Below are 19,309 nucleotides of genomic sequence, written 5' to 3'. Positions count from 1 at the left end.
CACCATCCGGACCAGGCCTTCGGCTCCGGTCGGGTGCGGCACCGGCTTGAAGCCCAGCGACGCGGCCAGCTGCTTCATCGGTTCGTTCTCGGCGGCAACGTCGCCGTACAGGCGGTCCAGGTACTTGCCACGGCCCCACTTCACCAGCTTGCGCATCAGCTGCCGTCCCAGGCCTTGGCCGATCAGGAAGCGGCTGATCAGGATCGCGTACTCGGCTTCACGGGTGCCGGGGATGATCGAGGCCCGGGCGACCGCGCCGACCACCGCTTCGCCCGCGGGCAGGGACTCGGCTGCGACCAGGGTGATCTCGGTCTTGGGGTTGGGGTGGGTCAGACGCTGGGTGGTTTCCGGCGACAGCTCGGTCACCGCCTGCAGGAAACGATCACGGATTTCTTCCGGCCCGAACAGGCTGAATGCCGCTTGCAGCGGTGCGCCATCTTCCGGGCGGATGGGGCGGATCAGCAGCTCGTGGCCGCTGGGAGCCTTGAAGATCTCATGCCAGGGCGGCATGCGGTTGCGAGTGGCCATACCGGGTGATTCCTTGGTGGTCCATCGATTGTGGCATCACCGGGGCTGCGTTCCGTGAACGAAAGGCTCACGGCGGTACAGCCTCGTGAAGGCCGTTATTCGGGGGCTTTGAGCCAGTCCAGGCGGGTGCTGGCCCCGGGTTCGCCCAGGTGCTGGCGCAGCGCCGGCAGGGCCGGACCGACCACGCGGTCGAACTGCCACGGCGGGTTGAGCAGCAGCATGCCGCTGCCGTTGAGGCGCAGCGGCGAGTCGTCCGGGCGCACCAGGAACTCGATCGTCATCGCCGATTTCACCGGCAGGGCGGTGGCCTTGCGCAGGAAGTGCAGGATGGTGCGGCGCTGCTTGATCGGGAACCAGACCGCACAGGTGGCCTGCGGCCAGCGTGCCAGGGTTTCGGCCAGGGCGGCCAGCACCGCCTGGTACTCGGCATCCTGGGCTTCGTAGGGCGGGTCGATCAGCACCAGGCCGCGGCCGATCTTGCTGCCGTTGAACTTCGGCGGCAGCAGCGAACGCAGCAGGGCATAGCCATCGCCCGCCCGAACGTCGACGCGGCTGTCATGGGCGAACAGGGCCTTCAGCGTGGCCGTTTCGGCTTCCTGCAGCTCACAGACCGCCATGCGGTCCTGGGGGCGCATGGCCTGCGCGCTCAGCAGCGGCGAGCCCGGATAATTGGTCAGTGCGCCCACCGGATTGTCGGCCTGCACCGCCTTCAGGTAGCGCTCGACTACCTCCGGCAGCCTGGGCTGGGCCATCAGCCGCATGATCCCGGATTCGGCCTCCAGGGTCTTGCGGCTCTCTTCGCTGGCCAGCAGGTAGCGGCCAGCACCGCCGTGGGTGTCGAGCACGAAGAACGGGCTGTCCTTGCGCTTGAAGCTGTCGATCAGGGCCAGCTGCACGATGTGTTTGAGCACGTCGGCGTGGTTGCCGGCATGGAAGGCGTGGCGATAGTTCATGGGCCGCAGTGTACGGGGCGGCGGCCGCAGCGGCTATGCTGCGCGCCATGACAGCTCCTGTTGCCCATGTCCTGGTGGTCGAGGACGAAGCCGCCATCGCCGAAACCGTGCTCTATGCGCTGCGCAGCGAGGGCTATGCCGCCAGCCACTGCCTGCTCGGTGGCGAGGCGCTGCAACGGCTGCAGGCCGGGGATATCGACGTGGTGGTGCTGGACGTGGGCCTGCCTGACCTGGGCGGCTTCGAGGTGTGCCGCCGGCTGCGCGCGCAGCCCGGGCCGGCGGCGCAGCTGCCGGTGATCTTCCTGACCGCCCGCAACGATGAAGTGGACCGCGTGCTCGGCCTGGAACTGGGCGCCGACGATTACATGACCAAGCCGTTCTCGCCGCGTGAGCTGGTGGCGCGGGTGCGTGCGCGCCTGCGTCGCGCCGCACCGGTCGCGGCAGCCCCCGGCGCCGATACGGGCTGGCAGGAACATGGTGCCTTCGCCATCGACCGTGAAGGCCGGCGCATCCGCTTCCGCGGCCACGCGCTGGACCTGACCCGCTACGAGTACGCGTTGCTGGAAGCGTTGCTGCAGCGGCCGGGTGCCATCCTCAGTCGTGCCCAGTTGATGGATCGCGGCTGGGACAGCAGCGCCGATAGTGCCGACCGTACCGTCGACACCCATGTAAAGACGTTGCGCGCCAAGCTGCGCGCAGCCGGTGCCAGCGACGACCCGATCCGCACCCACCGTGGCCTCGGCTACGCGCTGGAGGTCTAGCCGATGCGCCTGGTCCTGAAGCTGTTCCTCGGCTTCTTCCTGATCACCGGCATCGCCGCGTTCTTCGTGATGCGCGTGTTCGTCAACGAAGTGAAGCCGGGTGTGCGCCAGGCGATGGAATCGACCCTGGTCGATGCCGCCAACGTGCTGGCCGAGATGGCGGCGGCCGATGTCAAGGACGGCACCATCCGCAGCGGCAGCTTCACCCGCAACCTCGCCAAGGCGCGGCAGCGTGACCTGAAAGCGATGGTCTGGCGCTTTCCCAAGCGCTCACTGGACTACCGGGTGACCATCACCGATGCCAAGGGCATCGTCATCTACGACTCGCTGGGCCGCGACCTGGGGCGTGACAATTCGCGCTGGAACGATGTCTACCGCACCCTGCGTGGCGAGTACGGCGCCCGCTCCAGCCCGGAAGTGCCAGGCGAAGAAGGCGATACGGTGATGCATGTGGCGGCGCCGGTGTACGACCCGGCCGATGGCCGCACCCTGATCGGCGTGCTCAGCCTGGCCCAGCCCAATCGCAGCATCGATCCGTTCATTGCGGCCAGCCAGCGCGCCATCATCGAGCGCGGCGCCTGGCTGATCGGATTGTCGGCGCTGGTCGGCGTGCTGGTGACGATGTGGCTCACGACGGGCCTTGGCCAGCTCAGCCGCTATGCACGGGCGGTCAGCGCCGGCGAACCGGTGCCACCGCCGCGGCGGCGCCGCGACGAGATCGGCGACCTGGGCCAGGCACTGGAAACAATGCGCCGCAAGCTGGAGGGCAAGGCCTACGTCGAGCAGTACGTGCAGTCGCTGACGCATGAAATGAAAAGCCCGTTGGCGGCGATCCGCGGTGCCGCCGAGCTGCTGCAGGAGCCGCTGCCGGAGGCCGACCGCGTGCATTTCGCACGCAGCATCGTCGATCAGCAGGAGCGGCTGACCGAGACGATCGACAAGCTGCTGGCGCTGGCCGAAGTGGAACAGCACGGCTGGCTGCAGACCCGCGATCCGATCGCGCTGCCAACCTTGCTGGCCGATGCGGCGGCGGCGGCGCAGGTGCGTGCGCAGGCGGCCGGCGTGCAGGTTCGCATCGGCAGCGTGCCCGACATGCGCGTGCAGGGTGATGCCTATCTGCTGCGGCAGGCGTTGCACAACCTGATCGACAACGCCATTGCCTTCTCACCGCCCGGTGCGGACATCGCGCTGCAGGCCGAGGTGGACGGGCCGGGCGTGCGCCTGCAGGTAGCGGATCGCGGTGCCGGCATTCCCGACTACGCGCGCGAACGGGTGTTCGAACGCTTCTATTCGCTGGCCCGCCCCGGCAGCGGCCGGCGCAGTTCCGGCCTGGGCCTGCCGTTCGTGCAGGAAGTGGCTCGCCTGCATGACGGACGCGCCAGCCTCGACGCCCGCGATGGCGGTGGCACGGTGGCCAGCCTGTGGCTACCGTTGGGTGCAGCGGGCCAGCGCCCGCGCCGCTGACTTCACACTCGCTTCAAATTCGCCACAAACCCTGCTCACCGCAGCGGTCCATCCTGCAGCCCTCTCCAACGAGGATGGACCATGAAATCCCTGAAGATGCTGCTGCGGTTCGCCATTGTCGGCGGGCTGATCCTGTTGTTGCTGGTGCCGCTGATGATGATCCGCGGGGTGATCACCGAGCGCAGCCAGTACCGCGACGAGGCCTTTGCGCGGGTGGCCGACAGCCGTGCCGGCACGCAGCAGCTGGTTGGTCCGGTGCGGGTGGTGCCGTGGGTGGAACGCAAGCAGGTTGAACTGGTTGACCCGCTGGGCGTCAAGAAGACCGAGGTGCAGGTCACCGAGGGGCACTGGCTGCAGATGCCGGCGTCGCTGGAGGTGGGCGGTGAGATGCTGCCGAGCCAGCGCGAAGTCGGCCTGTTCAAGGTGCCGGTGTACAGCTGGAACGGCCAGATGAAGGCGAGCTTCGCCGCTGACGACTATCCCGTGAAGGCAGGGCGCACGTATGGCCAGCCGTATGTGGCGGTGGGCGTTTCCGATGTGCGCGGCCTGGTCGGTACACCGAACCTGCGCGTGGATGGCAAGCAGCTGCGCCTGCTGCCGGGCGTCGGCGTGGCCAGCGAAGTTGGCCGTGGCCTGCATGCGCCGGTGGCCGGTTTCGCTGCGGATCAGGGCGGCACGCTGGCGGCCAGCACCGTTGAACTGGAGCTGCGCCTGGATGGCAGCCGCATGCTGTCGGTGGTGCCGGTGGGCGATGACACCCACATCGCGCTGCGTTCGAGCTGGCCGCATCCGTCGTTCAGCGGTGCGTTCCTGCCCAACGAGCGGCGCGTTGATGCACAGGGATTCGACGCGCGCTGGGCGGTGTCATCGCTGGCCTCCGACGCACAGCGGCAGCTGCGCAATGAAGGTTCGGTCGACTCGCAGGCGGTGACGGTGTCGCTGGTCGATCCGGTCGATACCTACACCCAGGCCGACCGTGCGTCCAAGTACGGGGTGCTGTTCGTGCTGCTGACCTTCGTCGGATTCATCCTGTTCGAGCTGATCAAGTCGCTGCGCATCCACCCGCTGCAGTACCTCATGGTCGGCCTGGCGCTGGCGATCTTCTTCCTGCTGCTGATCAGCCTGTCCGAGCACATCGCGTTCTGGAAGGCCTACCTGGTTTCGGCGGTGGCCTGTATCGGCCTGCAGGCGGTGTATCTGGCCAACGTGCTGGGCCATTGGAGGCGCGGCCTCGGCTTCGCGGCCCTGCTGACCGTGCTGTACGGCGCGCTGTATGGCCTGCTGGTGTCGGAGAACAACGCACTGCTGATGGGGTCGCTGCTGCTGTTCGTGATCCTGGCGCTTGCGATGTGGGTGACCCGCCGGGTCGACTGGTACGCGCTCGGCGCGGACCTGAAGTAAGGAGCACGCCATGGGCTGGCGCCAGGGATTGCGGCAACGGGCACGGCAGGGCATTCCGGCCCTGCTGGAAGTGGATGCGCTGCTGCAGGCACATGGCGTGCTGGCGGCCCTGCCGGGGGCGCGGATCGCCCCCGGTCTGGTCCGCTTCCAGCTGGCGGCGGTGACCTGCGAAGGATTGCAGGGGCAGGGATTGCGTTGGCTGCAGGGTGCGCGGCAGGGACGCGGCGCGGTGGCCGGGCGGGTGCCGCGCTATCGGCCATGGAAGGCCGGCGCGGAGGCATTGGCCGAGATCGGCATCGGCGGCCTTCCGGATGACTGGCCGGCACACGCGGCGGTGTACGGCTGCAGCAGCGTCGACCGGCGGCACTGGTTGCTGTTGCTGCCGGAGCGGGCGCAGTTGTGGTTGGGATGGAGCGGGTGATTCGGCTTTTGCGGGTACGAACCAAGACTCTGCTGTGGGTGCGAACCAACCACTCTCCTGTGGGTGCGAACCTCGGTTCGCACGCTTCCGCGCCGCCCATGACCGATGGGACGGTATCGCCGCGCCCCGGCTGGCTAGACTCGATGGGTTGATGATCGAGCCGAAGGGCAGGGGTGCGATGTGTTGAAGTGGGGCGTGCTGGCCGTAGCGCTGGCGATGGGTGGCAATGCAGCGGCGCAGCAGCGCGAAACGGTGGACCTGGACATGGTCAGCCGCATCCGCCAGGAGGCATTCCACCGTTCGCAGGTGATGGACACCTTCAGCTATCTCACCGAGCGCATCGGCCCGCGCCTGAGCAATTCGCCGGCGATGGGCCGCGCCAATGCGTGGACCCGCGGCAAGTTCAACGAATGGAAGCTGGACAACGTCCACGACGAAGCCTTCGATGATTTCGGCCGTGGCTGGGAATTCACCTCGGCGAGCGTGGAAATGCTGGGTGACCGCGTGCAGCCGCTGCATGCGCTGCCCAAAGCCTGGACCCGCGGTACGAAGGGCCCGGTCGAAGGCGAGCTGGTGCAGGTCGACATCAAGAAGCCCGAAGACATCGAGAAGTACCGCGGCAAGCTGCGCGGCAAGATCCTCCTGCTGGGCGAGGCACGCGAATACAAGCGGGGCACCGAGCCCGATTCGCACCGCCACGACGCGACCTCGCTCGAGGGCCTGCAGGAGTTCACCCTGCCCAAGGACAAGGACGCTACCGCCGAGCGCGCCAAGCGGGTCAAGGAGTACCAGGAACGCCAGCAGCTGGCGGCCAAGGTCAATGCGTTTTTCGTCGAAGAGGGCGCGCTGGCCTCGATCAGCATCAGCAGCTGGGACAACGGCATCATCCGCGTTGCCGGCGGCGGTTCGCGCAAGGCCGGTGAGCCGGTGGGCATCCCGGAACTGGCGATGATCAGCGAACACTTCAATCCGCTGGTGCGCGCGCTTCAGGCCAAGCAGACGGTGCGCCTGCGCGTGGATGTAGCGGCGCGCTTCACCGACGAGGCCGACCAGCCCGGCTACAACACGCTGGCCGAGATCCGCGGCAGCAGCAAGCCCGATGAAGTGGTGATGATCGGTGCGCACCTGGATTCGTGGCACAGCGGCACCGGTGCGGCCGACAACGCGGCCGGCGTGGCGGTGATGATGGAGGCGATGCGCATCCTCAAGGCCACCGGCGCCAAGCCCAAGCGCACCATCCGCGTGGCGCTGTGGAGCGGCGAGGAGCAGGGCCTGATCGGCTCGCAGGCCTACGTCGCCAAGCATTTCGGTCGCTTCCCCGAACCCACTGACGCGGCGCAGAAGGCGCTGCCGGCGTCGCTGCGCGAGCCGACCGGTGCACTGCAGAAGACCCGCGATTACAGCAAGTTCCAGGTTTACTTCAACATGGACAACGGCTCGGGCCGCTTCCGTGGCATCTACGCGCAGGAAAACCTGGCGGCGATGCCGATCTTCGAAGCCTGGCTGGCGCCGTTCCATGACGTGGGCGCCACCACCGTGGCCACCCGCAACACCGGCAGTACCGACCACATCAGCTTCGATCGCATCGGCCTGCCGGGCTTCCAGTTCATCCAGGACCGGCTGGACTACTTCACCAACGTCCACCACAGCCACCTGGACACCTGGGACCACGCCGAACCGGAAGACCTGAAGCAGGCCGCGGCCATCGTCGCTTCGTTCGCCTACAACGCCGCAATGCGCGAGCCGTCCTTCCCGCGAAAGGCAGAACCGTAAAAGGGGACGGAGGGGATTAAGTCGCATCTCCCCTCCGCTTCCCGGTTGCAGCACCCCAGGGCTGGGCAATCGCGACTTAATCCCCTCCGTCCCCTTTTTCCGTCGGGGGCGGTGGGCTGGTAAAATCGGGGGATTCCCGTTCCTCGAGCCGTCCATGACCTGCCGCACCCGCTTCGCCCCCAGTCCCACTGGCTACCTGCACATCGGTGGTGCCCGCACCGCGCTGTACTGCTGGCTGGAGGCCCGTCACCGCGGCGGTGAGTTCGTGCTGCGCATCGAGGACACCGACCGCGAACGCAGCACCCAGGGCGCAATCGACGCCATCCTGGAGGCGATGGAGTGGCTGGGCCTGGACTACGACGAAGGCCCGATCTACCAGACCGACCGCGTCGCCCGTTACCAGGAAGTGGCCGAGCAGCTGATCGCCGAGGGCAAGGCGTACTACGCCTACGAGACCCGCGAGGAGCTGGATGCCATGCGCGAGGCCGCCATGGCCAGGCAGGAAAAGCCGCGCTACAACGGCGCTGCGCGCGATCTGGGCCTGCCCTACCGGGACGACCCGAACCGCGTCATCCGCTTCAAGAACCCGCTGGAAGGCACGGTGGTGTTCGATGACCTGATCAAGGGCCGCATCGAGATCGCCAACAGCGAGCTGGATGACATGGTCATCTTCCGCCCGGACGGCTACCCCACCTACAACTTCGCGGTGGTGGTGGACGACTGGGACATGGGCATCACCGAGGTCATCCGCGGCGACGACCACATCAACAACACCCCGCGCCAGATCAACCTGTATGAAGGCATCGGCGCGCCGGTGCCCAGGTTCGGCCACATGCCGATGATCCTGGACGAGCAGGGCGCCAAGCTGTCCAAGCGCACCGGTGCGGCTGACGTGATGCAGTACAAGGACGCCGGCTACCTGCCCGATGCGCTGCTGAGCTACCTGGCCCGCCTGGGCTGGTCGCATGGTGACCAGGAGCTGTTCAGCCGCCAGGAACTGATCGACCTGTTCGACGTGAAGGATTGCAATTCCAAGGCCTCGCGCCTGGACATGGCCAAGCTGGGCTGGGTCAACCAGCACTTCCTGAAGACCGAGGACGTGGCCGCGATCGTGCCGCACCTGGTCTACCAGCTGCAGAAGCTGGGGCTGGACGTGGCCGCCGGCCCGGCTCCGGAGGATGTGGTGATCGCCCTGCGTGAACGCGTGCAGACCCTGAAGGAAATGGCCGAGAAGGCCGTGGTCTGGTACCAGCCGCTGACCGAGTACGATGAAGCGGCGGTGGCCAAGCACTTCAAGGCCGGTGCCGAGGTGGCGCTGGGCAAGGCCCGCGAGCTGCTGGCCGCGCTGCCGGAATGGACCGCCGAGTCGGTGGGCGTCGCCCTGCATGACGCGGCCGCAGCGCTGGAGATCGGCATGGGCAAGGTCGCCCAGCCGCTGCGCGTGGCCATCACCGGCACCCAGGTCAGCCCTGACATTTCCCATACCGTGTACCTGGCCGGCCGCGAGCAGGCCTTGAAACGCATTGATGTGGCCATCACCAAGGTAGCAACGGCCTGAGGCATCCTTGCCAGGCCCGAACCGGAGAACACGCATGCCCGCCAAGACCGCCACTGCCTGTACCGCCCCGCACCACCACGTCCACGACGCATCGGATTTCGTGGCGGTGGTCGAGCGTGTCTCGCGCGAACGCGGGCTGCGCCTGACCCCGATCCGCGCCAACGTGCTGAAGCTGATCGCCGAGGCCGGCAAGCCGGTCAAGGCCTACGAGCTGCTGGAATGGGTGCGCAACGGCAAGGGCGTGGGCGCTGATGCCCCGCCCACCGTGTACCGCGCGCTGGACTTCCTGATGGCCAATGGCTTCGTGCACAAGCTGGAGTCGGTGAATGCCTTCGTGGCCTGCCATCATCCAAGCAGCGCTGCGCATTCGGTGCCGTTCCTGATCTGCAACAGCTGCCACAGCGCAGTGGAGCTGGAAGACCGCGAGATCGTCAGCCAGCTGGAGAAGCGGGCCAAGGAACTGGGCTTCCAGCCGCAGGCACAGACCCTGGAAGTGCACGGTCTCTGCGCGCGCTGCGCGGGGTAACGCAATGGTAGTGCCGGCCGCTGGCCGGCATCCTGAGTGGGGTCAGATCCCTTTGCCATTGGCAAAGGCATCTGACCCCGTTTCATGACAAGGGCTAGTCCTTCGGCTTGCCTGCGGTATCCACCCGCACGATCACCGACATGCCGGGCCGCAGCTGCGCGGCCAGCTTCTGGCCTTCATCGATCGATATCCGCACCGGCAGCCGCTGCACCACCTTGGTGAAGTTGCCGCTGGCATTGTCCGGACGCAACACGCTGAACTCCGATCCGGTGGCGGGCGCGATCTCCTGCACGCGGCCGCGCAGCACCTGGCCCTGGAACGCGTCCACCGAGAACGTGGCCGGCTGGCCGATCGCCATTCCCCAGGTCTGGCCTTCCTTGTAGTTGGCCACCACCCACAGTGTGTCAGGTACCAGGAACAGCAGCTGCGAACCGGCGGCGACATACTGGCCCACGCGCACGCTGGCTTCACTGATCTGGCCGTCGCGCGGTGCGTGGATCACCGTATTGGCCAGGTCGATGCGGGCCAGTTCCAGCTGCGCCTGTGCGCTTTCCACCTGGGCCTCCAGGCTCTTGCGCGCGACCTGGGTCGACACCAGTGTTTCCTCGGCGATTCGGATCTGCGCCTGCGACTGCTGCACGCTGGCCTGCGCCGAGGCTTGGCTGGTGCGGAACTTGTCGCGGTCATTGATCGACACCAACTGCTGCGCGGCCAGTTCCTCGTAGCGCTTCAGCTCGTTGCGCGCGCGCTGCAGTTCGGCCTGGCCAGCCGAGAGCGTGGCGCGCGCCGAGGCGATCTGCGCACGGTTCTGCGCCTGCGACTGGTCGGAGTTGGCCAGCGCCGCGCGCGCACTGTCCAGCGTCGCTTGCGCCTGGGCGACGCGTTGGGCATAGATGCGGTCATCGATGCGCAGCAGCGGCTCGCCCTGCCTTACGTGCTGGAAATCCTTCACCAGCACTTCAGTCACATAGCCGTTGACCTGTGGCGCCATCACGGTGATCTGGCCGCGCACATAGGCGTTGTCGGTCACCATCACGCTGCTGGTGAACGGCCACAGGTGCCAGGCGCGCAGGATCAGCGCGATGCCCAGCAGGGCGACCACCACCATCACTACCACGCTGCGCGCGCTGGGCTTGAGGTACTTCGGCGCGACCGCCGGTTCAACGGGCGTGGGCGCAGGCGCCGCGTCGGTCGGCGGCGGTGGGGTCACGTTGTCGGCGTCGTCGGATCGGGGCGGGACGGGGGGCATGGTCGAGAACTCAGCGGGGCGCGGCTGGCGTGGCCGCAGTGGAAAGGGCGGGGTGGCGCTTGCGCCATTGCTTGAGCACGGCGGTGCGCAGCGACAGCAGCAGCAACCAGCACAGGAAGCCGATCGCCAGCCAGCCGCTCAGCGTGAACACATCATTGAAGCCGCGCACGTTGGCTTCGCGGCGAGTGGTCTGCGCCAGCTGCGCGCTGCCCTGCGCGCTGCGCAGCACCGGGTCGGTGATCTGGGCGGCATACAGCTGCTGTTGGATGCGCAGGCGCTGCGCCACCACCGGATCGGCGGGATCGAGCTGGCTGGTCAACGCGCTGGAGTACAACTGCTCGCGATGCAGCTGGAAGGTCCCCAGCACCGCCGAACCTGCCAGGCCGCCCAGCGTCTGCGTGATCGACAGCGTCACCAGGAAGGTGATCATGTGGTCCACACCCTGTTTCAACGCAGCGGAAATGCCGAGCATGATCAGCGGGCCCATGAACATGCCGGCACCGACCGAGGCCAGGAACTGGCTGGCGTAGAAGTCGTGCGGCCGATCCAGGCTGGTGCGGTGCTGGTCGAAGAAGGCGGCAGCGCCCAGCAGCAGGATCGCCATCAGCAGCTGCGGGATCAGCCGTTTGGGCCCGAAAGTCAGTGCAGTGCCGGCGATACCGGTGATCACGCCGGCAAGAATCACCACGAACAGCGGCCGCAACTGATCAGGGCCCATGCCGAGCGTGCGCATCAGGTTGACCACGCCGTAGGACTGCTCGGTGGTCAGGAAGCGGATCAGGAACGCGCCGACGATGAAATGCAGTACGGGCAGGCTGGCCAGCCAGCGTGTCTGCAGCAGCGGATTGCGCCGGTAGTGTTCGATGATGAAGGCGGTGGTGGACAGCACGATCGAGGCGATCAGCGCCCAGCCCAGCCACGGCGTGTTGAGCCACCAACGGGTGTAGCCCTGCGCCAGTACGATCACCAGCAGCGCAACCGCCGGCGCTAGCAACGCGAAGGTAAGGAAATCCAGCGGCTCGAAGGCCTTCACCTGGATGCCGGGCGGCAGCTTCAACACCACTACGGCGGCGAATGCGCACAACGCAAGGCCGGCCTCGAACGAATACAGCTGGTGCCACTGGCCGGTATCCACCAAGCCTGGTGAAACGATCCAGGCGATCGGCACCGCCAGCTGCGAAAGGCCGACGCCGACCACCAGCAGGTTGCCGGTAAAGCGGCGGGGCAGGGCCTGCAGCATGTACAGCGTGCCCAAGGTCGAACAGGCCGCGCCGGCGAAGCCGCTGGCGGCACGGGTCAGCATCGTGGTCTCGAAGCTGCCGACGAACAGGTGCAGCACCGCCAGCGCCGCGTACAGGCCCAGCCCGATTTCGGCGAACAGGCGGATGCCGTACTGCTGGCGGAATTTGAAGGCCAGCAGGTTGGCGGTGACATTGACCATTGCATAGGCCGCCACCAGCCAGCTGCCCTGGGTCGGGGTCAGCGCCAGCTGGCCCTGCAGGAACGGCAGGTTGGCAGTGACCAGCGCATTGCCCAGCCCGCCGGTGATCGCCACCAGCAGCGATACCAGCGCATAAGCCACACGCCGGTACGGTGGGTGCCAGGGCATCGACGCCGAGCCGGGCATGGTCGGCTTCTCGTGCTCCTCCCAATCCGGAACCGGCTTCAGATACGGCTGGACCATCAGCGGGCCTCGCTGGTTGCTCCCTGGAGACCCCCGCGCAGCAGCTGCAGGGCGCGCCCGGCGAGGTGGGCGCGCTCGTCGCGGGTCTTGCCGCGCAGGGCTGCGCCCAGCATGCCCGAGATCAGTGAAATATCCGTCTTCTCCAGATCGGCACGGCACAGCCCGGCGGCCTTGGCGCGGGCGATCGGCTCCTCCAGCAGGTCGCGCACGGTCTCGCGCGCCGCGCGCATGGCCGGCACGTCCGAATCGACCGCGCGCCAGTAATCGGCCAGCGCCGGCGAATCGATGATGCGCTGGGCCATGCCCTCGAACACCTCGAACAGGGCGTCGTCGCGGTCGCCGAGCTGTTCGACCTGGCGCCGGATGCGGTCGACCGTACGCTGCAGCAGCGCCTGGATCAGCGCGGTGCGGTCGGGGAAGTTGCGGTACAGGGTGGCGCGGCCCACCTGGGCGCGTTCGACCACCAGGTCCAGTGGGGCAGTGACACCGTGTTGGCCGAACACATGATCGGCGGCGTCGAGGATGAGGGCACGGCGGGCAGCAGCATCGGCACGTTGAGCAGTCATGGAATTATTTTCGGACAATAGTGTCCGATTGGCGAGACATTGGGTGACGGGATTGTCCGCTTGTTGTGGTACGCACATCTTTGTGACGGATACGTGATGGTGAGAATCTGAACGAAAACGGGGCCCGAAGGCCCACCGCTGGAGTTGCTGTAGATCCACGCCATGCGTGGATGAAAAGGCTTGGGGCCGGAACGGATGCGGCTAGCCGGTGGCTGATCCGCTCATCTGGCCTTCTTCCTGCTCTTGATGAAATCAATGAACCCCTTCTCATGGCCCTCAAAGGCACGTCTGCCGTACTTGCGGTGCTGCGGTTCGAACAGCGCGTAGGCTGCATCAAGGTTTCCCGATTCGAACTCAATCGTTGCAAGGAGCTCGTCCATGTACTCGCTTGAGGCTTCTCCTTGTCCATAAATGTCTCTGGCGACCATCGCCCACGCTCTGGCCTTCTCAAACTGGGCGGTATCGCGATAGAAAACTGCTATTCCATACGATGAACTCTGGGCGTGGTCATAGGATGACTTGGGCTCTGGAATCATGTCCCAGCTTTCAAGGAAGCGATGCTCTGCCTCCGCGATGTCACCGGCCAGCCAAGCGGTTCTCCCGCATTTGGCGATTGCAAGGATGCGTTCTTTCAGTTCGGCATCGAGACTCATGGTCATGCAAGTGTTTCCGCTCAGTTTTTCTATTGGATTGATACCGGGCTGAGTCTAGCCGCGTAGTAGATGGTGACGCATTGGTAGTGCGCCGCTTTCACCAGTTCATGCCATATACGACAAAAAGAGGGGGCCTTTCGGCCCCCTCGGGTAATGTTCCGACGGCGTAAGCCGATCAGAAGAACGCGCGGATACCGAATGCGACGCCACGGCCCGGCAGCGGCGAGTAGTCGCGCAGCAGAGAGGTATGCGGACGCACTTCGCGGTTGGTCAGGTTGCTGCCATCCAGGAACACCTCGTAGCTGTTGCTGGCGTTGCGGTCCCAACGATAGGCCAGGTGCGCATCGACCAGGGTGTAGCCATCGCTCGGCTCCTCGTTCTGCGCCACGTCCTTCTGGCGGCTGTAACGCACCGCACCGACCGAGGCGCGCCAGCCGTCCTTCGACCAGCGCAGGTCGGCACCGACGCGGGCCGGGGCGATGCGCGGCAGGTAGCCGGTGTTGGCAAGTTCCACGCTGTAGTTATGGTTGTGGTCGCCATGCGGAACGGCAATGTCGAGGTTGCGGCTGCCGCTGCCATCCAGCTTGGCTTTCACGTAGTCACCGAACAGGCGCAGGTCCCAGTCACCGGCGCCGCCCTCGAACAGGTGCACCAGGGCCTCGGCCTCGGCACCGCGGAATACCGCGTCCTGCTGGGTCCACGCACGAACTGGCAGGCCCTCGGTAACGCCGGTGTCGGCCAGGTAGATGAAGTCCTTGAACTTGGTCTGGTAGACCGAGGCGGAGAAGTCCAGGCGCTCGCTGTGGGTGTGGATGCCCAGCTCCACGCGCTGGCCGCGCTCGGTCTTCAGGTTGCCGTCGCCGATCTCCAGCGAACGGGTAGCAATGTGCGCGCCGGCGGCGTACAGCTCTTCGTTGGTGGGTGCACGCTCGGAGCTGTCCACGCCGATGCGCAGGTCGACCGCGTCGTTGAGCTTCCAGATGCCGGCAGCCGAGAGGTTGGTGGCGCCGAAGGTGCGGCGCCGGTAGTCACCGGTCGGGTCCAGCTTGACCTGGTCGTGGCGGCCGCCCAGTTCCAGCTTGAACGGGCCGAACTGCTTTTCCTGCAGTACAAACAGGCCGATGTTCTTCGTACCGGTATCCGGTACGAACGCTTCTTCACCCTTGGCGCCGAAATCACTGTTGCCGAACTGCAGGCCGAAGGCGCCGTCCCACCCACCGATCTGCTGCTGCACCGCTTCCAGGCGCGCCTCGATGCCACGGTTGGTGAAGCGGGTGGAGGGCGTGCCGGCCTCCAGCTCCACGTGCTCGTAGTCGGTGTAGGCCACGCGTGCGTTGATGTTCTTCAGGAACGAGACCGGGTTGTAGATGCCGGCCTTGGTCTCGAAGCGGTTCTGCACCATGTCGATGCGCACGTCATGCTCGTCGCCGCCTTCCTCTTCATCGCCGTGGTCGTGGCCGTGGTCATGGCCGTGATCGTCGCCGTCGGCGTGCACGTGTGCGCCGTTGGGAATGCCGTAGTTGGTGCGGTAGGTGCTGGCCGACACGCCGAAGTAGCCGCCTTCGCCCAGCCAGGTGGCGCCGACGCCGCCGGCGCGGGTGCGGATGGAGCTGTTGTCGAGGCGGCCGCGACGCGGCTCTTCGCCTTCCTCGCCCGCGTGGTCGTGGTCGTGGTCGTCGTGGTGGTCTTCCAGGCTGTCGATCACCGCATAGCCGGGAATGCGGTAGTCGTCGCCATTGCGCACCAGGCCGTCCACATGAAGCACGACATTGCCGCTGACGCCATCGAGGCGGAACATGCCGCTGCGCTCGTTGTTCACCGAATTGCCACGCAGCTCGGCGCGGCCGCTGAGCGGGCGCTCGGGCAGCTCGCGCGCGATGCGGCCGTCGACCACATTGACTGCACCACCGATGGCACCGCTGCCGAACAGCAGCGTGGCCGGCCCCTTCAGCACTTCGATCTGGTCAGCCAGGAACGGCTCGATGCTGGTGGCATGGTCCGCACTGACGGTGGATGCATCCATGTTGCCCATGCCGTTGGACAGCACCGCAACGCGTGGGCCTTCCTGGCCGCGGATGATCGGGCGCCCGACGCCGGGCCCGAAGAAGGTGCTCTGCACGCCGGGCAGCTTGGCCACGGTATCGCCGAGGGTGCCGGCCTTCTGTTCGTCCAGGCGCTCACCGGCCAGCACCTCCACCGGGCGCGCAAGGGATTCGGCATCGCCCTGCAGCGGCGACGCGGTGACTTGCACCGAGGACAGCTCGGTCAGGTGGCGGTCACGATGGGCGGTGTCCTGACCGGCTGCAAAGGCGACGGACGGCAGCAGGGCGGCGAGGGCCAGGGCCAGGGAATGCGGCTTGAGCCGTGCGGTGTGGGCGGGCATGGATGGGTCCTTTGTTACACTGTATCAATCGCGGGGCGCACGAATCCCGTCGATGGGACAGGGGGAGGGAAAGCGTGCGGGTCGGGAAGGGATGTTATATTATTCCATAACGATTCGCCGACCCTGCTGGAAGTCATGTCCTTGTCCTCACGCCTGCGCCACCTGCTCGACCGTTTCGGTGCCACCGGTTCGATGCTGTGCGCGGTGCATTGCGCAGTCATCCCGGTGCTGCTGGCGGCAGCGCCCTCGCTGGGCCTGTCGTTCTGGCTGAGCGACGGCGTTGAACAGGCGCTGGTGCTGTTCGTGACCCTGCTTGGGCTGTTCAGCCTGGTCTGGGGTTACCGCCGCCATGGCGCGCTGCGTGCGCTGGGCTTCCTGATCCCCGGCCTGGTCGCGCTGTGGGCTGGCGTGCTGTACGAGCCGCTGCATCACAACGCCGTGCCGCATGCGGTGGTGATGACCATCGGTGGCCTGCTGGTGGGCGTTGCCCATCTGGTCAACCTGCGCCTGAACCACGGCCACGTACACGACGCCAGCTGCGCGCACTAGGCGCTCCATGATAGGATTTTCGATCGTGCGCGGGGGCGCCCAGCAAGGCGGCCCCGCCGAACCCGTGTCAGTACGGGGTAACCAGATTTCACACTTGAGGAGTTGAAGACATGGGTAAGGGTGACCGCAAGACCGCCAAGGGCAAGCGCTACAACGCCAGCTACGGCAACGCCCGTTCGCATACCGCGAGCAAGGTCGCCGTAGGCGCCGCCGCCCCGGTTGCCAAGAAGACCGTGGCCAAGGCTCCGGCGAAGAAGGCCGTGGCGAAGAAGGCCGTCGCCAAGGCCTGATCCGGCCGCGCGACTGGTCCAAGGAAAAACGCGGCGCCTGGCGCCGCGTTTTTTTATGCATGATTTTGCAGAGCCGAGCCCATGCCCGGCTGGCGCAATGCAGCCGAGCGTGGGCTCGGCTCTACAACCGGATCAGCGCAGGGTCTTCTTCAGCGTTTCCGGGTTGCCGTCGTTCGGCGCGGCTGGTACCTGCAGAAGGTGTGCCAGCAGTGGATAGACATCGACATTGTCGAAGCCATCGATCACCAGGCCCTGGCGGAACGACGGGCCACTGGCCACGAACACCGCGCGCATGGACGGCAGCGCGTTGTCGTAGCCGTGCGAGCCGCGGTCCTGCTGTTCGCGCTTGGCGATCTTTTCCTGATGCAGGGCATCCCAGCCTTCATCCATCATGCAGACAATGGCGGGAATGCGCGGATGGGTGCCGTAGTGCAGGCGCGCCGGCAGTTTTTCTTTCTTCCAGCATTCGTAGTGCGCGTGGCGGCCGAGCAGAGCGCGTTCGGCGGCGGCTTCATGGCCGACCACCGGTGCGAAGCCGACCGACTGGCCCTGGCTGACATTGCGCGCAATCGCCGGGTCGACCATCGATTCGGTGGCGATCACCTGGCCAGCGGGGACACTGGCCATGCCATGGTCGGAGACCACGATCACATTGGTTGTTGCGGCCAGCCCACGTTGCTGGAGTCCGTCGAGCACCTGGCCGACGATCTGGTCGGCGCGCACGATGGCGTCGGCGTACTGCTTCGACTCGGGGCCGTAGTTGTGACCTGCCTTGTCCACGTGTTCCATGTACAGCGTGGTCAGGCGGGGGGCATCGGCGTCGGTCTGTGACAGCCAATCGAGCACGATGCCGGCGCGCTGTTCCAGCGGCTCCTTGCCGTCGTAGATGCGCCACTGGCTGGGGCGTACGCCACGGATCTCCGATTCACTGCCCGGCCATGACGTGGTGGCCGAACGCACGCCAGCATTCTCGGCGCCGACCCAGATCGGTTCTCCGCCCCACCAGCCACTGGTGGTAACCGCTTCGCGATTGCTCAGCTCGAACCGGCCCAGTGCTTCATCGTCCATGCTGTTGTTGACGATGCCGTGGTGGTCCGGGCGCAGGCCGGTAACGAGGGTGTAGTGATTCGGGAAGGTCAGCGACGGATAGGACGGGGTCATCCAGCGTGCGCGCACGCCGCCATCGATCAGGCGTTGCAGGTTCGGGGTCAGGCTGCGGTCCAGCGCATCGGCGCGCAGGCCGTCGATGGAGATCAGCAGCAGCTTCGGCGGTGCCGCCGCAGCGATGGAAGTGGGAACGGAGGCGGAGGGGGGGGGCGCGGTGGTGCAGGCAGCCAGGGGCAGCAGCAGCGCCAGCGCACAGGTCAGGCGTACGGAAGTCATCCGCGCATGATAAGCCGGCGCAATGACGCGCCCAAGACACGGCGCGCTATCGCGCGCGGTGTCCGCGCATTTTTTCCTTATCCCCGCGCCTGTCGGCGCGCGTCCTTCAACAAGAAGGGGGCTTTTCTCCAGACAGATTCCAGATACCTCCATCCACGCATGGCGTGGATCTATCGTGTCGACCAAGGTCGACACCTGCCAGCCGCCGCGGGAATCTTTCGAAGGTGGGGCGGTGTGGGTGGGCAGGACCGTTGGCGCCATGGATGGCGCCATCGAGCCCCCATGGATGGGTTTACGGCGTGTCCTGCCCACCCATACCGCCCCACCCAACGCGTAGAAAATCGGAGCTGTATTGGCTCTTGACCTTGCCGTTGCCTCTGCGGGTGCCGGGCGCAGCCCGGCCGGCCCTCTCAGGCGAACAGCGGGGCCTGGCGCTGTTCCAGCCGCAGCAGCGCGGCCTTGGTTTCCAGGCCGCCACCGAAGCCGGTCAGTGCACCGTTGCTGCCGATCACGCGGTGGCAGGGCAGGATGATCGGCAATGGATTGCGGCCATTGGCCGCGCCCACCGCGCGGGTCGCGCTGGGTTGGCCCAGGTGCTGCGCCAACTGCAGATAGCTCCAGGTCTGGCCGAACGGAATCAACGCCAGCGCCTGCCACACGCGCAGCTGGAACGGCGTGCCGCGTGGTGCCAGCTGCAGGTCGAACCGGCTGCGTTCACCGTGCAGGAACTGCAGCAGCTGTTCGCGTGCCTCCGGCAGTGCATCCGGTGCGTAATGCCAGCCGTCGCGCCCGCGTGCGGGGTGACGGTTCTCCGGAAACAGCACGTGCGCAAGACCACGCTCGTCACCGGCGATGGTCAATACGCCGATCGGGCTGTCGAAACGATCGAACAACAGGGTCATGTCGGTTCTCCAACGAACGTGCCGGACAGGTGCCACAGGTGCAGCACCGCGTAGGCGCGCCACGGGCGCCAGGGTTGCGAGCGCGCTTCGGTCGCGCGTTCGTTCAGGCGCTGGCCCTGCGCGTGGCCGAGCACCTGCTGCAGTACAAGATCGCCGGCCGGGAAGGCATCGGGCTGGCCGAGGCCACGCAGGGCGATGTACTGCGCGGTCCAGGGGCCGATGCCGGGCAGTGCAACGCAGCGCGCAACGAATTCCTCCAAGGCCT

General features: G+C 66.6%; 18 protein-coding genes and 1 pseudogene. 9 read left to right on the top strand and 10 right to left on the bottom strand.

Translation table 11 applies throughout. The features are described from left to right. On the bottom strand, positions 1–528 hold a 528-nt coding region (locus tag N5E02_RS15695; RefSeq protein WP_279946475.1), incomplete at its 3' end, for a GNAT family N-acetyltransferase. A gap of 95 nt (positions 529–623) precedes the next feature. Further along, complete coding sequence (gene rlmJ / locus N5E02_RS15690) at positions 624–1,481, bottom strand: 23S rRNA (adenine(2030)-N(6))-methyltransferase RlmJ (protein ID WP_053499314.1); 858 nt, start codon at positions 1,479–1,481, stop codon at positions 624–626. Positions 1,482–1,516: 35 nt separating this feature from the next. Here rlmJ and creB point away from each other — a divergent pair, with 35 nt between their 5' ends. The 7 genes from creB (at position 1,517) to N5E02_RS15655 (ending at position 9,385) form a co-directional block, all read left to right on the top strand. Beyond that, positions 1,517–2,242 carry a two-component system response regulator CreB gene (gene creB, locus N5E02_RS15685; RefSeq protein WP_080375099.1) on the top strand — a complete coding sequence of 242 codons (726 nt, stop codon included), beginning with the start codon at positions 1,517–1,519 and terminating at the stop codon, positions 2,240–2,242. A gap of 3 nt (positions 2,243–2,245) precedes the next feature. Then, the gene (gene creC / locus N5E02_RS15680; RefSeq protein ID WP_005415794.1) at positions 2,246–3,706 is read left to right on the top strand and encodes a two-component system sensor histidine kinase CreC; all 1,461 of its coding nucleotides are present in this window, start codon (positions 2,246–2,248) and stop codon (positions 3,704–3,706) included. Between the two features lie 81 nt (positions 3,707–3,787). After that, positions 3,788–5,107 (top strand): cell envelope integrity protein CreD, encoded by a 1,320-nt coding sequence (gene creD / locus N5E02_RS15675; RefSeq protein ID WP_065177468.1) that lies wholly within the window; start codon positions 3,788–3,790, stop codon positions 5,105–5,107. Between the two features lie 10 nt (positions 5,108–5,117). Further along, the gene (locus tag N5E02_RS15670) at positions 5,118–5,528 is read left to right on the top strand and encodes a hypothetical protein (RefSeq protein ID WP_005415796.1); all 411 of its coding nucleotides are present in this window, start codon (positions 5,118–5,120) and stop codon (positions 5,526–5,528) included. A gap of 180 nt (positions 5,529–5,708) precedes the next feature. Further along, a complete protein-coding gene (locus N5E02_RS15665) occupies positions 5,709–7,301 on the top strand; it encodes a M20/M25/M40 family metallo-hydrolase (RefSeq protein ID WP_065177467.1) in 1,593 nt (530 codons plus the stop codon). 154 nt (positions 7,302–7,455) lie between these two features. Further along, positions 7,456–8,859: a glutamate--tRNA ligase gene (gene gltX / locus N5E02_RS15660; protein ID WP_005415798.1), complete on the top strand. Its 1,404-nt coding sequence runs from the start codon at positions 7,456–7,458 to the stop codon at positions 8,857–8,859. Between the two features lie 34 nt (positions 8,860–8,893). Further along, positions 8,894–9,385 carry a Fur family transcriptional regulator gene (locus N5E02_RS15655; RefSeq protein WP_005415799.1) on the top strand — a complete coding sequence of 164 codons (492 nt, stop codon included), beginning with the start codon at positions 8,894–8,896 and terminating at the stop codon, positions 9,383–9,385. A 94-nt stretch (positions 9,386–9,479) separates the two neighbouring features. On the opposite strand, the gene N5E02_RS15650 is transcribed toward N5E02_RS15655, so the two are convergent. The 5 genes from N5E02_RS15650 to N5E02_RS15630 form a co-directional block, all read right to left on the bottom strand. Continuing rightward, positions 9,480–10,634, bottom strand: coding sequence for an HlyD family secretion protein (locus N5E02_RS15650; RefSeq protein WP_065177465.1), 1,155 nt, complete (start codon positions 10,632–10,634; stop codon positions 9,480–9,482). Between the two features lie 10 nt (positions 10,635–10,644). Further along, positions 10,645–12,318, bottom strand: a complete 1,674-nt coding sequence (locus tag N5E02_RS15645; protein WP_065177464.1) for an MFS transporter — start codon at positions 12,316–12,318, stop codon at positions 10,645–10,647. After that, positions 12,318–12,884, bottom strand: a complete 567-nt coding sequence (locus tag N5E02_RS15640) for a TetR/AcrR family transcriptional regulator (RefSeq protein ID WP_005415802.1) — start codon at positions 12,882–12,884, stop codon at positions 12,318–12,320. Before N5E02_RS15640 ends, N5E02_RS15645 begins: the two co-directional genes overlap by 1 nt. A gap of 221 nt (positions 12,885–13,105) precedes the next feature. Then, a complete protein-coding gene (locus N5E02_RS15635; RefSeq protein ID WP_139726917.1) occupies positions 13,106–13,543 on the bottom strand; it encodes a hypothetical protein in 438 nt (145 codons plus the stop codon). Between the two features lie 169 nt (positions 13,544–13,712). Next, a complete protein-coding gene (locus N5E02_RS15630) occupies positions 13,713–15,920 on the bottom strand; it encodes a TonB-dependent receptor (protein ID WP_111176297.1) in 2,208 nt (735 codons plus the stop codon). A 135-nt stretch (positions 15,921–16,055) separates the two neighbouring features. On the opposite strand from N5E02_RS15630, the gene N5E02_RS15625 reads away from it, so the two are divergent. Both N5E02_RS15625 and N5E02_RS15620 read left to right on the top strand, forming a co-directional pair. After that, positions 16,056–16,469: a MerC domain-containing protein gene (locus tag N5E02_RS15625; RefSeq protein WP_005415804.1), complete on the top strand. Its 414-nt coding sequence runs from the start codon at positions 16,056–16,058 to the stop codon at positions 16,467–16,469. Positions 16,470–16,579: 110 nt separating this feature from the next. Continuing rightward, positions 16,580–16,759 carry a 30S ribosomal protein THX gene (locus N5E02_RS15620; RefSeq protein ID WP_004150462.1) on the top strand — a complete coding sequence of 60 codons (180 nt, stop codon included), beginning with the start codon at positions 16,580–16,582 and terminating at the stop codon, positions 16,757–16,759. A gap of 132 nt (positions 16,760–16,891) precedes the next feature. Here N5E02_RS15620 and N5E02_RS15615 read toward each other — a convergent pair whose 3' ends face one another. The 3 genes and pseudogenes from N5E02_RS15615 to N5E02_RS15605 form a co-directional block, all read right to left on the bottom strand. Then, positions 16,892–18,142, bottom strand: coding sequence for an ectonucleotide pyrophosphatase/phosphodiesterase (locus tag N5E02_RS15615; RefSeq protein WP_065197076.1), 1,251 nt, complete (start codon positions 18,140–18,142; stop codon positions 16,892–16,894). 410 nt (positions 18,143–18,552) lie between these two features. Next, positions 18,553–19,044: a methylated-DNA--[protein]-cysteine S-methyltransferase gene (locus tag N5E02_RS15610; RefSeq protein ID WP_005415806.1), complete on the bottom strand. Its 492-nt coding sequence runs from the start codon at positions 19,042–19,044 to the stop codon at positions 18,553–18,555. Beyond that, a pseudogene (locus tag N5E02_RS15605) lies at positions 19,041–19,309 on the bottom strand (DNA-3-methyladenine glycosylase 2 family protein); the annotation flags it as partial. The gene N5E02_RS15610 and the pseudogene N5E02_RS15605, both read right to left, overlap by 4 nt.

Source organism: Stenotrophomonas sp. GD03777, from assembly GCF_029842485.1.
Classification (GTDB): Bacteria; Pseudomonadota; Gammaproteobacteria; order Xanthomonadales; family Xanthomonadaceae; genus Stenotrophomonas; species Stenotrophomonas sepilia.
The sequence above is the reverse complement of the archived record's forward strand: the minus strand, read 5'-3'. Positions and strand labels throughout refer to the sequence as shown.

Coding starts and splice junctions, on each gene's coding strand:
- creD (WP_065177468.1), top strand. CDS start 3,788: ATGAAATCCCTGAAGATGCTGCTGCGGTTCGCCATTGTCGGCGGGCTG.
- N5E02_RS15655 (WP_005415799.1), top strand. CDS start 8,894: ATGCCCGCCAAGACCGCCACTGCCTGTACCGCCCCGCACCACCACGTC.
- N5E02_RS15620 (WP_004150462.1), top strand. CDS start 16,580: ATGGGTAAGGGTGACCGCAAGACCGCCAAGGGCAAGCGCTACAACGCC.
- N5E02_RS15640 (WP_005415802.1), bottom strand. CDS start 12,884: ATGACTGCTCAACGTGCCGATGCTGCTGCCCGCCGTGCCCTCATCCTC.
- N5E02_RS15615 (WP_065197076.1), bottom strand. CDS start 18,142: ATGACTTCCGTACGCCTGACCTGTGCGCTGGCGCTGCTGCTGCCCCTG.
- gltX (WP_005415798.1), top strand. CDS start 7,456: ATGACCTGCCGCACCCGCTTCGCCCCCAGTCCCACTGGCTACCTGCAC.
- N5E02_RS15650 (WP_065177465.1), bottom strand. CDS start 10,634: ATGCCCCCCGTCCCGCCCCGATCCGACGACGCCGACAACGTGACCCCA.
- N5E02_RS15635 (WP_139726917.1), bottom strand. CDS start 13,543: ATGACCATGAGTCTCGATGCCGAACTGAAAGAACGCATCCTTGCAATC.
- N5E02_RS15670 (WP_005415796.1), top strand. CDS start 5,118: ATGGGCTGGCGCCAGGGATTGCGGCAACGGGCACGGCAGGGCATTCCG.
- creC (WP_005415794.1), top strand. CDS start 2,246: ATGCGCCTGGTCCTGAAGCTGTTCCTCGGCTTCTTCCTGATCACCGGC.
- N5E02_RS15630 (WP_111176297.1), bottom strand. CDS start 15,920: ATGCCCGCCCACACCGCACGGCTCAAGCCGCATTCCCTGGCCCTGGCC.
- rlmJ (WP_053499314.1), bottom strand. CDS start 1,481: ATGAACTATCGCCACGCCTTCCATGCCGGCAACCACGCCGACGTGCTC.
- N5E02_RS15610 (WP_005415806.1), bottom strand. CDS start 19,044: ATGACCCTGTTGTTCGATCGTTTCGACAGCCCGATCGGCGTATTGACC.
- creB (WP_080375099.1), top strand. CDS start 1,517: ATGCTGCGCGCCATGACAGCTCCTGTTGCCCATGTCCTGGTGGTCGAG.
- N5E02_RS15625 (WP_005415804.1), top strand. CDS start 16,056: ATGTCCTTGTCCTCACGCCTGCGCCACCTGCTCGACCGTTTCGGTGCC.
- N5E02_RS15645 (WP_065177464.1), bottom strand. CDS start 12,318: ATGGTCCAGCCGTATCTGAAGCCGGTTCCGGATTGGGAGGAGCACGAG.